The organism is Microcoleus sp. Pol11C3, from assembly GCF_036701485.1.
GTDB lineage: Bacteria > Cyanobacteriota > Cyanobacteriia > Cyanobacteriales > Microcoleaceae > Microcoleus.
Genome location: NZ_JAUBQW010000146.1, coordinates 694 through 15,137, shown reverse-complemented (window position 1 = coordinate 15,137; position 14,444 = coordinate 694). Strand labels below are relative to the sequence as shown.

Sequence of the window (14,444 nt, the reverse complement as noted above, 5' to 3'; positions counted from 1 at the left end):
CTATCCTTGCTCTTCGCTGTGCTTATCTCAACGGTCAACTTTCAATTTGATGTATTTGCCAAAGTGAGATGCACCCACTAGACACTAGACGGGATTTCAACTTATCCTTTTCCTGTTTTTGGAAATGGTTGGGAAACAGCCATGAATTTATTAATGGAACTGCCAAGTAAATGCGATACCGTCATTGGCAATGATGTTTGGATCGGCTATGAATCCTTCATTATGCCTGGAGTCAAAATCGGCGACGGTGCCGTTATTGCCGCCAAATCCGTTGTAGTAAAAGACATTCCCTCTTACACCGTTGTGGGTGGAAACCCCGCCCATCCAATCAAACAGCGTTTTAGCGATTCTGAAGTTGCACAACTATTAGAAATTAGGTGGTGGGATTGGGAAATCGACAAGATTTCGCGCAATGTCAGCATAATTATGCAAAGCGATATTCAAGCACTCAAAAAAGCCGAGTAAACTCGCAAATTCAGCGATATTAATTTTAACTCCGATCCTGTGTACCGGTTCCGGCGCGATCGAAGGCGAACCCACTCCCAGCAGCCGATCGCCGATACATCTTTTAATCTGCGTTCATCAGGGTCAATCGGCCTGCATCTGCGGTAAAAAAATCCCCAAAAATCACCATGCAAAGCCAGGGAGCCCCCATACCGCACCGCCCCTACAACTTACTTAGCCGGGCCCACAGCCTCGATCGCAGCCTCAAGGGCGATCGATATATGAGTCCAATGAGTTCCCCCCTGACAAAAAGCCACGTAAGGCTCCCGCAGAGGGCCGTCAGCCGAAAACTCCGACGTACTCCCATCAATAAAAGTACCCCCAGCCATCACTAACTGACTTTCATACCCGTGCATAGGAGCCGGCACCGGATCTAAATAGGAACCGACGGGGGAATTTTGCTGAACCGCGCGACAAAAAGCAATTAACTTATCAGCAGAACCGAATTCGATCGCCTGAATCACATCTCGTCTTCTAGCCAAAGGCATAGGATTCACTCGATAACCCAACTTATAAAAAACATAAGCCGTCAAATGATTGCCCTTCATCGCCTCCCCCACACAACCGGGAGCCATAAACAAACCCTGAAACAGCAGCCGATTCAAATCAAAAGTTGCGCCGCCGCTGCTGCCGATTCCCGGCGCCGTCAAGCGACAAGTTGCCGCCTCCACTAAATCAGCCCTGCCGGCGACGTAACCTCCAGCAGGGACGATCGTACCCCCCGGATTTTTGATTAAAGAACCAGCCATCAGATCCGCACCCACAGCAGTAGGTTCGCAATCATCAACAAACTCCCCGTAACAATTATCAACAAAGCAAATTGTGCTAGGATTCTGATGTTTGACTATGGCGACGATTTTTTCAATCTCCGAAATAGACAAACTCGACCGCCAAGAATAGCCGCAAGAGCGCTGGATAAAAACCAGGCGAGTCTTTGCTGAAATAGTAGAGCTCAATGCCTGCCAATCCAAACTTCCTTCGCCAGTTAGAGGCAACTGACGGTAACTAATGCCAAACTCAATCAGTGAACCTTGACCTTGCCCCCGCAAGCCGATCACTTCTTCTAAAGTATCGTAGGGAGAACCCGCCACTGCCAACATTTCATCACCAGGACGCAGGATGCCAAAAAGAGCACAGGCGATCGCGTGAGTACCCGAAACAAACTGTACCCGGACAGCCGCGGCCTGGGCCCCTACCACTTCGGCAAACACCCCGTCCAAAGTCTCCCGACCCAAATCATCGTGGCCGTAACCCGTAACCCCTGCAAAATGGTGGACTCCAACCCGGTGGCTGCGAAAAGCTTTTAAGACTCGTTGAAGATTTTGCTTGACTGTAGTGTCAATACCAGAAAAAATCTGAAAGAGTGCCTGTTCTGCTTCCTGTAGCCGTGAAACGCTATTCATCTATACCTCGCTCACCCTTTGCGTGCGCGCTGTTCATTATGGCGTAGATGCGGCCCCTAGTTTGTAAACATAATATATTCATGACGATTGCAACTTCCAAAAAAACTTCTCCTGATTGGCCTGTCGTAGGCTTTATGGCCTTTCTGCACATCGGTGCTTTATTTGCCTTGCTGCCGGGTAATTTTAGCTGGTCTGCGGTCGGGCTAGCAGTCTTTCTGCACTGGGTAACAGGTGGTTTAGGAATAACTCTGGGATTTCACCGCCTCGTCACCCACCGCAGTTTTCAAACACCGAAATGGCTAGAGTATTTTCTAGTTATTTGCGGTACCCTTTCCTGTGAAGGTGGCCCGATCGACTGGGTAGGAATGCACCGGTTACACCACATACATTCCGACACCGAAACAGATCCCCACGATTCCAATCAAGGCTTCTGGTGGAGCCACATGGGTTGGATGCTCTCGGATCTCCCGATCAGAGTTGAAATCCCCCGCTTTACTAAAGACATCGGCGACGACCCAGTATACAAGTTTCTCCAAGCATATTTTATACCCATCCAAGTTGTCTTCGGTGTGTTGCTTTATTTATTAGGCGGGTGGTCTTTCGTGGTTTGGGGCGTGTTTATGCGGATTGTGGTGGTGTTCCACTGCACTTGGCTGGTTAACAGCGCTACCCACAAATTCGGCTACCGCACCTACGAGTCGGGAGATCGATCGACGAACTGTTGGTGGGTGGCTCTGCTCACCTACGGCGAAGGCTGGCACAACAACCACCACGCTTTTCAATACTCGGCTCGCCACGGCCTGCAATGGTGGGAAATCGACTTCACCTGGATGACAATTCAATTGCTGCAATCGCTGGGTTTGGCAACCAAAGTGAAATTAGCAGAAAAATAGCATGGGCAATTAGTCATTAGTTGTCTGTCATCAGTTCTGGACTAATGGCTCGTGACCAATGCCTCATCCTGTTTTTGCGATCGGTATAGGTTGGGTTGAAGTAAGCTCGAATCCTCTGGGGCGATCGACCCAACCAAAACCCGAATCAGTTATAATATAATTGGGAACAAAAAATTTTGTTGGGCAGCCAAATTTTTTATTTTCAAAATACAACCGTAAATCTTTTTCAATCCTAATCCCAAATCTCTCATTGATTCTTTATTAGTTTGGGCAAGTGTGCAGCAAAAAAAGTTCACTGCTCAATCCAAACTATTATGCGTGAATCCCGGTCGGCATCTCATCAGAAATCAAAAAAAGAATGACAATAGCAACGCAAGAAAAACTCCAATACAATTGGAAGCACGTTATTAGTTTAGCAGGACTTCATATCGGCGCTTTGTTCGCCCTGCTACCCAGCAACTTCAATTGGACAGCAGTTGGTTTAACAGTATTCATGCACTGGATAACCGGCGGTTTGGGAATAACTCTCGGATGGCATCGCCTACTTACCCACCGCAGTTTTCAGACACCAAAATTCGTAGAATACTTTCTAGCATTTTGCGGAGCCCTTGCCTGTCAAGGAGGAATAATTGATTGGGTTGGGCTGCACCGATTGCACCACACCCACTCTGACCAAAATGCGATCGACCCTCACAATGCCCAAAAGGGTTTTTGGTGGAGTCACATCGGCTGGATGCTATATAAAGGTCCAGCTCACGCTGAAATTGCCCGCTGCACAAAAGACATTTCGAGCGATCGATTTTACCAATTTTTGCAAAACTACTTTCTGCCGATGCAAATCGTCTTTGGCGTGTTGCTTTACTTAGCAGCAGGCTGGTCATTTGTAGTTTGGGTAATTTTTGCCCGGTTAATTTTGGTGTATCACTGCACCTGGTTTGTTAACAGCGCCACTCACAAATTTGGCTACCGCACCTACGAAACAAACGATAGTTCTACTAACTGTTGGTGGGTGGCTGTCCTGACTTACGGCGAAGGCTGGCACAACAACCACCATGCTTATCAATACTCTGCGCGTCACGGGATGAAATGGTGGGAAATTGACTTCACTTGGATGACAATTCAAGTTTTGGAAGCACTAGGTTTGGCTACTAAAGTGAAATTACCCGCCAAGTAGCAGCAATTGATTCCTAGACGCAGAAGCTCTGTAGGGCGCTTATAGCGCATCTTACCGCTTCAGAAACCCGGTTTCTCAAAGAAACCGGGTTTTTTGGTGACTCATAACCAATGACTAAGCTGCTGTGCATCTAATTTGACAGTCAATTTTTCTACAATTCTTGTGGAACGGCATCCTGCCCGTCTCTTTATTCAATTTAGATGCGTAGCAACTTAATGACTAATGACTAATAACCAATAACTAATGATTAATGACTAATGAACCCGTTTTTGCTCGCCCCGGCCGCGCAAATATTCCGCTAAAAATGCCAATCCTCCCGAACCTACTATCAACAGCACGCTCAAAGCATTAATATCCGGTTTTACGCCAGTCCGAATCCGGCTAAAAATTTCCATCGGTAGAGTTGTAGTCCCGCTACCTGCGGTAAAACTCGCAATCAAAAAATCGTCCATGCTGAGGACAAAAGACAGCAGACAACCCGAAACAATTCCGGGTATTAATTGAGGGAGCAAAACCTGAATAAAAGCCTCAACAGGCGTTGCACCCAAATCCAAGGCAGCCTCTTCTAAATACGGGTTTAAATCGGCCAATCTAGTAGAAACAGCTAGAGCGATGTAAGCCAGACAAAACACAACGTGAGCGGCGACAATTGTCCACAAACTCAGAGGAATAGCCAGCGCTGCTAAAAATACCAGAGTAGCAACTGCAGTAGCAATATCTGGAATAATAATCGGCAAGTAGGAAACTCCCTGATATAAACTCTTACCAGGAAAGCGGTAGCGGGCTAAACCAACGGCCATCAAAGTGCCGAGTACCGCCGAGATTGCAACTGCACAAACAGCCACTGTTAAGCTGTTTCTCAGAGCAATTAAAATCCGCGTATCGCTAAATAATTTAACGTACCAATCTAAAGTAAATCCTTCCCAGCCCGCGCTAAAACGCGATTTGTTAAAGCTATAAAAGGTGAGTACGAGGATGGGCAGGTACATATAAAAAAACATCACAACGGCAAATATTACCTGCCAAGAAATCTTAAATTTAGGTTTTAAGTACATATCGGCTTGTATTTCCTCCTGTGGATTTTCGGCGGTATTTTCCATGTCTCGGTAATCGGTAATTGGTAATTGGTAATTGGTAATTGGTAATGGGGAATTAGTTATTGGTTATTGGAACTGTCAACTAACAACTGTTAACTGTCAACTGTCAACTAACTTAAATTGCATTACGATCGCCATATTTTAGCAAAAGAGCAATTCCGATACTCACTACAAAGATTAATACCATACTCAGAGCCGAACCCAGCCCCCAATTTTGAGTCGCCCCCAAAAACTGATTGTAAATCAAACGAGCCGCCGTCATACTCGAAGCTCCACCGAGCAACTCCGGATCGACAAAATCGCCCAAACAGCTAATAAATACTAGCAAAGAACCCGCAGCAATTCCCGGCATCGTCTGAGGTACTGTCACTTTCCAGAAAGTTTCCACTGGATTCGCGCCCAAATCCTGAGATGCTTCTAGCAACCTGCGGTCTAACTTTTCCAAAGAAGCGTAGAGAATTGTCACGATATAAGGCAAATAACTGTAAGCCATGCCGATTAAAACTGCGGAACTTTGATTAAGCAATTCCAGAGGAGGAATGCCTAAAAGTGCCAGCAGCGAGTTGAGAACCCCCGTAGGACGCAGAATTGTAATCCAAGCATACGATCGCAACAGCGAAGAAGTCCACAGCGGCAACACAAAGCCTAACAAAGTTAAATTCCGCCACTTTTTCGAGACATTGAGGGCGATCCAGTAAGCGACGGGAAATCCCAGCAGCAAACACAGAATAGTAGTCCCCGTTGCGAAAAAAAGCGATCGACCCATCACCTGTAAATTCAGCGGCTCAAACACTCGCAGGTAATTGCCGATTCCCGAAGGATTAACCAAATCTCCCGGCTTAATATTGGGCACCAAACTAAGCTGAAAAATCACCAGAGTTGGTATGACTAATAATAAAAGCAGCAACAAGCCAGAAGGGCCGAGTAATGCCAGCGGACCTGTCCACGCTGACCACGGGGAAACAGTTTCAGCCTTCAAGGGAGAATTGGGAGGAATAGGAGGGGGAGTTCTAGTTGAAACAGCCATAGATCAATTTTTTTGAGTTTTTAACCGCTGATGAACGCGGATTAACACGGATCTAATAGGGATACAGTGGGCGAGTGGCTGTAGGGGGGCGGGTTTATGTAAATATTGGGTGAGAATCAGAGATTGGGTGTAAAACCCGCCCTAGGTTTGATGATTAGCCGCTGGTTAATTTAGTCCAATAGCGATCATACACTTCCATAAATTTCCCTACCGGAGCCACACCTTCGCAATTTTTTAAAACAGCTTCCGAAGGGAAAAGAAGCTCATTTTCGCGGACTTCCGGCGGCAACAAACTAAAAGCATCTTCCGAAGGAGTTGAAAAACTGAGCCGCTCTACTAAAGAAGCCGCGACATCGGGTTGTAGCAGAAAGTTAATCCATTTATAAGCTGCTTCGGGATTGGGAGCACCTTTAGGAATTACTAAAGTGTCAGTCCACAGAGAAGAACCGCTTTTGGGGACGACATACTTCAATTTATCGTTATCTGAAATTACTTCATTAGCATCAGAAGAATAACACATAGCTAGCTTCAAATCCCCGGTCAGCATTTGAGGCCGCCAAGCATCAGTAGTAAAAGATGCGATCGCCGGTTTGAGTTGCACCAACTTTTCGTAAGCTTGTTTTACTTGCTCTTGGTTCGTAGAATTCAGAGAATAGCCCAGCATCCGCAACGCAGCGCCCATGACTTCTCTAACATCACTCGCCAGCGTCATTCGCCTTGCTAACTCCTGTTTGTGCTCCCACAAATAGTTCCAATCTTCAGGAGCTTCTTTGAGTTGTTCGGTGTTGTAAATCAAGCCTGTGGTTCCCCAACTCAAAGGCACGCTGTAGCGGTTTCCTGGGTCATAGACAGGGTTTTGGAACTGTTTTTTGAGCCGATCGAGTCCGCCCAAAATCGAGTGGTCTAATGGACTCAACAGCCCGAGTTCCGTCATTTGAACCACCATGTAGTCAGACGGGTAAATGATGCTGTAGGCGCGGGCGCCACCAGCTTGAACTCTCGCCAGCATCTCTTCGTTGGAGCTAAACACGTCGGCCACTACGCGAATGCCGGTTTTTTGGGCAAAGCGATCAAGCAAAGCGTCATCGGTATAGCCTGCCCAAGTATAGATGAAAAGTTTGTCTGCCGAACCTTTGACGGGAGGAGCAGATTGTACGTCTGCAAGCCGCCAGCCACAACTCGAAACAGCTAATCCGGAAATTGTCGCCGCCGAATTTTTTAGGAACTGACGGCGTGTAGAATTAGCCGGAAAAATCCTGGAAATTGGTAAGTTAGTCGGAGGCACAGTTAGATTTTAGATTTTAGATTTTAGATTGGGGAATTGGGGATTGGGGAATTGGGAAATTGGTAATTGGGAAGCCGAACTTCATTTAACATCCATCCGTTACATCCGTTACATCCGCTATACAATCCGTTGCCGAACTTCCTTGGTTTCCCAATTATCCTCGATCGGTCAAAGCGAGACAATCAGTAGTTCCCCAATAAGCATAAATCGGCGTGTGCGGATCTGGGAAAGAGCCGCCGGTATTTGGCTGGCGTACAGTAATTTTATCGCCCGACGCCAACTCAACGACGTAATGAACGTGCGTACCCATGTACATAGTATTTTTGAGCCGCCCTTCAAAACAGTTGATCGACACTTCCGGCTGGTAGAGATTCAAATATACTTTTTCCGGCCGAACGCTGACCACCACAGAGTCGCCTGTGACACCACTCCACATATCCGACTGCTGAACGACTATTTTCAGATTGGCTGATGTGCGAACTGTGATACTCGATCGGTCGATCAACTCCACCGTACCAGAAAACAAATTCGTATCCCCAATAAAATCCGCCACAAAAGCCGTCTGCGGGCACTCATAAATTTCTTCAGGAGAGCCAATTTGCTCAATCCTGCCCTCGTGCATCACCGCAATCCGGTCAGACAGACTCATCGCCTCTTCTTGGTCGTGAGTCACCATCACAAAAGTCAAACCCAATTCTTGATGCAAATTCGACAGTTCCAACTGCATCTGCTTCCGCAACTTCAAATCCAGAGCACCTAGGGGCTCGTCCAGCAGCAAAACCGCTGGTCGATTTACCAGAGCTCTCGCCAAAGCCACCCGCTGCTGCTGACCGCCCGACATTTGACCGGGAAACCTGTTGGCGAAAGATTCCATTTTCACCAATGCCAAAACTTCCCGTACCCGTTCTTCAATTTCTGCTTTCCCCAGCTTTTTTATCCGCAATCCAAAAGCGATATTGTCCCAGACATTCATGTGTCCGAACAGAGCATAGCTTTGAAACACAGTATTTACCGGACGGCGGTAAGCTGGAGTGTTGGTCATCGACTGGCCGCGAATCATCAATTCGCCCGCCGAGGGAGTCTCGAAACCAGCGATTAACCGCAGCGTGGTAGTCTTGCCGCAGCCGGAAGGCCCGAGAATGCTAAAAAATTCTCCTTGGCGAATGCTGAGGTCTACTCCGCGAACTGCGGTTTCGCCGTTAAATACCTTGAAGACCTTGCGGAGTTCAACGTCAAGCGCTGTATCCGTTGCTGTCGTACCTTGGTTGAGTGCTGTCTGAAACATATTCGCCCGTTCCTGGGGGTAATGCACGCTATTTTAATACAGTTTAAACTTAAACTTTTTTGTATTTTAGGCGAGGAATGTTGGATGTAACAGGTTTTGGGATGTGTTCTTTAAATTCTATCCCAGAGCGCACCATTGTCAGCAACAGGCAAGAGGCCTGTTCCACAATAAAATTCACTCTTTGTGGAACAGGCCTCTTGCCTGTTCATAAAAGGCTTATCGAGAATGGTGCAACATCGAGGAGCCACTGGCCATCTATTGATTCTCAGGACTTGGCGTGGGAGAGGGTTTTTGCGGTTTCTCTGTTTTGGGTGCTTCTGCTTTTTTCCACTCTGACAAAGGTCGCTGGACGGCATTTTTAAAGTCAAAAGGCACTAGCAGCACGGGCAAATTTTGGGCGGAATTTTGAGGGGGCGCTTCCGGCGGATTGGCTTGAGCGTACAAGAAGCGGCCGCTAAAGTCTGTTTTGCCTAAAACTAGGCGGTGAGTTTCCTGGTTGTCCAGTTTTACTGTGACTGTAGCTTGGGGTTGGTCGAGACCGAATTCTGGCAGTTGAGCAGCAGTAATATTAATCGTGCGATCGCTCTTTCCTGTTGCCAGCCTGTCGAGCAAAAAATCCACCGATGCCTGACTTGCGTGTGCTTGCACTGGCAATTTCATTTCCCAGTTAGACTTGCCTCCTTTTGTAGCATAAACTCGTTCAAAAGTCAATATTTTTTCTGGAGTTTTGACTGTAAAGAATTGTACGCGATCGGACTTAAAAGCAAAAATTTTCTGTTTTTCTTCCTTAGCGGCTTCCTGTTTCGGAGACACTTGCATCTCGAACAAAGCAACCAACCCAGTCATGCTCAACGCGACGGCTATCAATACTAATGTATTTTTCTGCAATTTCATAGTAACTGGGAATTGGGCATTGGGAATTGGGCATTGGGAATTGGGCATTGGGGAGTCTGTTATTAATAACAACTGCCAACAGTCAACTGACAACAGTCAACAGTCAACTGACAACAGTCAACAGTCAACTGACAACAGTCAACTAACTTATCTTCTCTTCCACCAGATAGCGCCACCAATTCCCAGTCCGAGTAAAGGCCACATTAGCCAAGCTAACACCAGCAATCCTACTTGGATGGTCGTCATGTTAATGCGGCGGTTGGTAGCTTTTTTCGGACTGATAGAAAAGCTTTGTTGGTCTGGTTTACTCAACCAACTGACTGAATTGAGAAACACGTCGCTATTGAGTTGTTGGTCAAACCAACCGTTAGTCACAAATTGAGATGTACCAATTACTACCATTCGCGATGTTTTTCTAGGAGTTGAAGGCACAGAAGGAGTTGCCGTTGGACTGGGAGATGCTGTGGGAGATGCTGTGGGAGATGCTGCGGGTGTTGGTGTTGGCGAACTTTCTGCCGATTCTGTGGGAGATTCTGTGGGTGATGCTGTCGGTGTTGGCGAAGTCGTCGGTAATGCTGGAGGCGTAGCTTCTTGCGAGACAATCACCGAATAGCTGATGGGGGAAGCTGTTGGTGATGTTGTCGGTGATGGCGAAGTTGTCGGTGATGGCGAAGTTGTCGGTGATGGCGAAGTTGTCGGTGATGGCGAAGTTGTCGGCGAGGGCGAAGTTGTCGGTGATGGCGAAGTTGTCGGCGAGGGCGAAGTTGTCGGGGATGGTGATGTTGTCGGCGAGGGCGAAGTTGTTGGTGATGTTGTTGGTGATGTTGTTGGTGATGGTGATGGTGATGTTTTTGGTGATGGTGATGTTGTTGGTGATGTTGTCGGCGATGGTGAAGTTGTCGGCGATGCTTGGGGTGAAGGCGTGACTGGTGTTGGTGTTGGTGAAGGTGAGGGCTTTAAGGGAGTGCTGTCAGTGGACGATCGAACTAAAGCTACACCTAATAATAGCGGGCCCTGTTTATCGGTCTTCGGATCGAACTCCAATTTCTTAGTCGTCAAATCGCTTTCCGCCCAACTGTTCTGACTCGTCCAAATCAGCGGTTTTTCCTCTATCCCTTCTACTGGCGAGGTTTCCAAAGCACGCGCAAACGGATAGAAAGAAATGCGGCTGCCAAAACTTTGAGTAATCGGATGTTGGCCGTAACGCATGACTGTGGGAACCGTAGGGCCGAGGCCAAATCTTTGACCGTTGTCGGAAGCATCGATGACCAAACGGGTGTCTAGTTTTACGCCCCATTCTTGCAGCAATTTGTCCAATCCGATATTAATTGCCGGGTCTACCATTAAGAATAAACTGCCGCCGCGATCGAGATAAGCTTTTAGTGCTTTAATTTCTGTATCGGAAAACGGTTTTTCCAGCCCGGGAACGATTAAAGCATCTGCATCTTCTGGCACTACTTTGCGTTCGGTCAAATTCAGTGTTTGGACGTTGTAGTATTTATCTTTGAGAGCTTTTTCAGCTTGCTGAATTCCGCCTTGACCTTCCTTTAGCGGGCGGGCTCCTTTGCCTTGCAAAAAGTAAACTGTAGCAACGCGAGTGCTCAGGATTTCTTCTAAGCCATTGGTCAGTTTTATCTCGGAAAGACCTTGATTCGGGTCGCTACCAAAAGCAGTGCCACCTTTTTGCAGTACCTGTTTTTTGTCGCCCGATTGCAGGTAAACTTCTCCGATGCTGGTAATGCTAAATTCCCGCGCTTTTCCCGGTTGGGCCTGCGGGTCAACAAACTCAAATTGGAACTTTTCGCCTCCCTCACGTTTGTAGCTTTGCAGCAATTCTTTGATTTGCGGGTTTTGGATGGGGTCAAAGACCCAAACTTTGACTGTTTGTTGCAGGTTTCGCAGTATCTGTTGAGTCTGGGGGGCGAGGGTAAATTGTTGGCTTTCGGTTAAGTCGATGCGGAGGGGATAGCGAACAGCTATGAAGTTAATTACTCCGAGAATCACAAAGACGGCGAGGGTAGCAATCAGGGCGTTGGTGCCCGCTTGAGTGGAACGCTGCCCCCAAAAGCTTTGTTCGTAACTCAAATATAGCAGCCAAAGTGCGATCGTCACTGCTCCGGCAATAACTAAACCGACTGTCAGGGGGTCCCATACTCCAGATACAAATGCTGCTGTTACCCCCGCTGCGATGAGGAGAGGGCCCAGCAAAAAAACGTATTTCCAATTTGTTTTGCTAATTTTCATAAGGTAAATATTGAGGGAAAAATTTCCGGGTCTAGGATGTTATTCTATATCGCATTAGCCTGCAACCATGCTGTTAAATCTGATGGCTTGTTGAAATCGATCACGGCATCTCCTAGTTGTTCTAATTCCTGTATACCTAATTGACGGATGCTGTTTTCAGTTTCCGGTTGTATTGTGCCTAAGCGCTTCACTAACTGGCGCAATATTAACGAGAGTTGAGCAGTTTTTGTCACCTGTTCTCTTGCTACATCTATGGCAATTTGCTGGTCTTGAATCCACAGTTCTTGGTTCTGCAATTCATTTAATTCTTGCTGAGTGAAGTTTTCCGCGCTGGCAATGCTAAAAGCTTTCTGAATTTCTGGAACTGCACTGAGTGTTTCTGGTACTGTCTCCAGGGTGCTGGTATTTTCTAGAAAGTAAATCCATTGGTCAGCGGTTGTTTCTAATGCTGCTAATTCCTTGCTAAATTTGGGCAGTTCGATAAATACTAATTCTATTTCAGTATCGGGATAGTCAAACTGTTGCTCTTTTTCTTGAAAAACAAACCGCGACAAAAAATCTGGCTGATTTTCAAACATTTCAAAGTCGGCAATTTTTAAAGAAATTACTGTTTTTAGTCTTTCGTAGCGTTCTTTTCCTGTTAATTGCTGGCTGTAGCTTTTGGCAGCGTTGTACAAAACTCTGTTCCCAAAGGAAGGAACGTTGAGGAGTTGAATTTCAACTAGGGCGATTCTGTCGCCGTTAATTATGGCTTTGACATCTAGGTGTGTGTCTTGGGTTGCAAGAGTTTGAGGTTCTGGTTGGGAGTTGATTATTTCTAAGTCTTGGATGACAGGCTGTGCGTCATAAAGGATGGCGTTTAAAAAATTAATCAGGATGTCTTTGCTGTCGCTGGAACCGAATATTTTTTTGAACGCAAAGTCGATTTTTGGATTGATAAATCTCATTATTTCAAGAAATTAGTGGAATAACTAACATTAATTTGGGATGGGGAATGGGGCATTGGGCATTGGGCATTGGGCAAACAGGGCATTGGGCATTGGTGGTGTGTCCTTTAATGTGCAATTCTCCAAATCTCCTACTTTCCCAATCTTTCCTCTTTATTCCCCGAAGCCTTACCTGATGTTTTTAAGAACGCTGATATCTCAAGGCATCGATGGATTGGGCGGTCAGAAATACTCCTAAAATGATGTAACTGGCAAACATAATTAAACTGCTGGTATCGAAAACTCCCTTGACAAGATTGGTGTAATTTGTTAGGAGCGACAAATGTCCTAATGCTGTTCCGAAGGGGCCACCGATACTGACGGCGACTGCATCGATCACCCAGAGAAATAATACTAGAGTGAAGGTGAGGATGGCTGATAAAATTGTGCTGTCGGTGAGGGAGGAAATAAACATTCCGAGCGACAATACTCCTGCTGCTAGTAAGATTAAGCCGCCGTGTCCTAGCAGAAGAACTCCGGGGGGTACGGGTGGGGTTGAGGAACTGAGGGCGATCGCCTCGCAGAACAGCAGAGGCAGCAACATTGTGGTATAAAATGTTAAAACGCCGAGGAGTTTGCCGGTAGCAACTGCCCAGTTTGTTAAGGGCGATGTGGCTAATAGTTCTAAGGTGCCACGTTTGCGTTCTTCTGCGTAAAGTCCCATTGAGAGTGCGGGTAGTACGAACAACGAAAGGGAACCCATGATTCGCAGGAAGAGTTGCAGGAATTCGTAGGCTACGTCGATGGGAGGTTCGGTAATTCCCATTTGGTCTCTCTGGCCTATTTGGGGAATTAACCCGTCGGGGGCGAGGAGGATGGCTATTAAAAAGTAGCCGGTGATTAGCCAAAAGACTGCTGCGATGGCATAGGCTAATGGCGAGGCAAAATAGCTTTGTAGTTCTTTGCGGTAAATTGCGACAATATTACTAATCATTACTAACATTTAGGAATTGGGAATGGGTAATTGGCCAGTGGTAATTGGTTCATTCTGAGTCGTCTGCGGGTGGTGTTTCGCTGTCGTCGCTATCCAGTTTTTTTCTTTCTATTTGTCGCTTTTTGGTAACCGGTGGCTCTTCTGGTCGAGAATCGCTACTCGGTTGTGGCTTTTTTTTAAGTGGCCGATTTTTAACAACTGGTGGGGATTCTGGTTGAGAATGCTCACTCGACTTTGGTGAATCTAAAATCGGTTCGGATTCTGGTTGAGAATGCTCACTCGACTCTACTGTTTCTGAAACAAGGGGCAGATTTTCGACAACCGTTTCTGGTTGAGAACGTTCGATCGACTCTAATGTTTCTGAAACAAGGGGCAGATTTTCGACAATCGGTTCTGGTTGAGGATGTTCTATCGACTCTACTGTTTCTGAAACAACAGGCCGATTTTCGACAATCGGTTCTGGTTGAGGATGTTCTATCGACTTTGGCGCATCTAAAATCAGTTCGGATTCTGGTTGAGAATGCTCGATCGGCTCTACCATTTGAACAATGAGCTGATTTTCGACAACCGGTTCTGGTTGAGAATGCTCGATCAACTTTGGCGCATCTAAAATCAGTTCGGATTCTGGTTGAGAATGCTCGATCGACTTTGGCGCATCTAAAATCAGTTCGGATTCTGGTTGAGAATGCTCGATCGGCTCTACCATTTGAACAATGAG

At 46.6% G+C, this 14,444-nt stretch carries 11 protein-coding genes and 2 pseudogenes; 3 read left to right on the top strand and 10 right to left on the bottom strand.

Translation table 11 applies throughout. The features are described from left to right. Window positions 1-84 precede the first annotated feature (84 nt). Window positions 85-465, top strand: a pseudogene (locus tag QUA40_RS23990) (CatB-related O-acetyltransferase); the annotation flags it as partial. Window positions 466-674: 209 nt separating this feature from the next. Here the strand turns inward: QUA40_RS23990 and QUA40_RS23985 are convergent. After that, the gene (locus tag QUA40_RS23985; RefSeq protein WP_333130527.1) at window positions 675-1,907 is read right to left on the bottom strand and encodes a methionine gamma-lyase family protein; all 1,233 of its coding nucleotides are present in this window, start codon (window positions 1,905-1,907) and stop codon (window positions 675-677) included. Window positions 1,908-1,987: 80 nt separating this feature from the next. On the opposite strand from QUA40_RS23985, the gene QUA40_RS23980 reads away from it, so the two are divergent. Then, window positions 1,988-2,800 (top strand): acyl-CoA desaturase, encoded by an 813-nt coding sequence (locus tag QUA40_RS23980; RefSeq protein WP_194063518.1) that lies wholly within the window; start codon window positions 1,988-1,990, stop codon window positions 2,798-2,800. A gap of 358 nt (window positions 2,801-3,158) precedes the next feature. Next, window positions 3,159-3,974, top strand: a complete 816-nt coding sequence (locus tag QUA40_RS23975; protein WP_333130525.1) for a fatty acid desaturase — start codon at window positions 3,159-3,161, stop codon at window positions 3,972-3,974. A 254-nt stretch (window positions 3,975-4,228) separates the two neighbouring features. Here QUA40_RS23975 and QUA40_RS23970 read toward each other — a convergent pair whose 3' ends face one another. The 9 genes and pseudogenes from QUA40_RS23970 to QUA40_RS23930 all read right to left on the bottom strand — a co-directional run. Next, window positions 4,229-5,074, bottom strand: coding sequence for an ABC transporter permease (locus QUA40_RS23970; RefSeq protein WP_333130523.1), 846 nt, complete (start codon window positions 5,072-5,074; stop codon window positions 4,229-4,231). A 112-nt stretch (window positions 5,075-5,186) separates the two neighbouring features. Then, window positions 5,187-6,098: an ABC transporter permease gene (locus QUA40_RS23965; protein ID WP_333130521.1), complete on the bottom strand. Its 912-nt coding sequence runs from the start codon at window positions 6,096-6,098 to the stop codon at window positions 5,187-5,189. A 154-nt stretch (window positions 6,099-6,252) separates the two neighbouring features. Beyond that, a complete protein-coding gene (locus QUA40_RS23960) occupies window positions 6,253-7,383 on the bottom strand; it encodes a spermidine/putrescine ABC transporter substrate-binding protein (RefSeq protein WP_333130519.1) in 1,131 nt (376 codons plus the stop codon). Between the two features lie 154 nt (window positions 7,384-7,537). Next, a complete protein-coding gene (locus QUA40_RS23955; RefSeq protein WP_333130517.1) occupies window positions 7,538-8,668 on the bottom strand; it encodes an ABC transporter ATP-binding protein in 1,131 nt (376 codons plus the stop codon). A gap of 255 nt (window positions 8,669-8,923) precedes the next feature. Then, complete coding sequence (locus QUA40_RS23950; RefSeq protein ID WP_333130515.1) at window positions 8,924-9,610, bottom strand: DUF4340 domain-containing protein; 687 nt, start codon at window positions 9,608-9,610, stop codon at window positions 8,924-8,926. 99 nt (window positions 9,611-9,709) lie between these two features. Then, complete coding sequence (locus tag QUA40_RS23945) at window positions 9,710-11,806, bottom strand: Gldg family protein (RefSeq protein ID WP_333130513.1); 2,097 nt, start codon at window positions 11,804-11,806, stop codon at window positions 9,710-9,712. 44 nt (window positions 11,807-11,850) lie between these two features. Then, window positions 11,851-12,753: an Rpn family recombination-promoting nuclease/putative transposase gene (locus QUA40_RS23940; RefSeq protein WP_333130511.1), complete on the bottom strand. Its 903-nt coding sequence runs from the start codon at window positions 12,751-12,753 to the stop codon at window positions 11,851-11,853. A 181-nt stretch (window positions 12,754-12,934) separates the two neighbouring features. Further along, on the bottom strand, window positions 12,935-13,735 hold the full coding sequence (locus QUA40_RS23935; RefSeq protein WP_333130509.1) for an ABC transporter permease: 801 nt from the start codon (window positions 13,733-13,735) through the stop codon (window positions 12,935-12,937). 40 nt (window positions 13,736-13,775) lie between these two features. Next, window positions 13,776-14,444, bottom strand: a pseudogene (locus QUA40_RS23930) (ATP-binding cassette domain-containing protein); the annotation flags it as partial.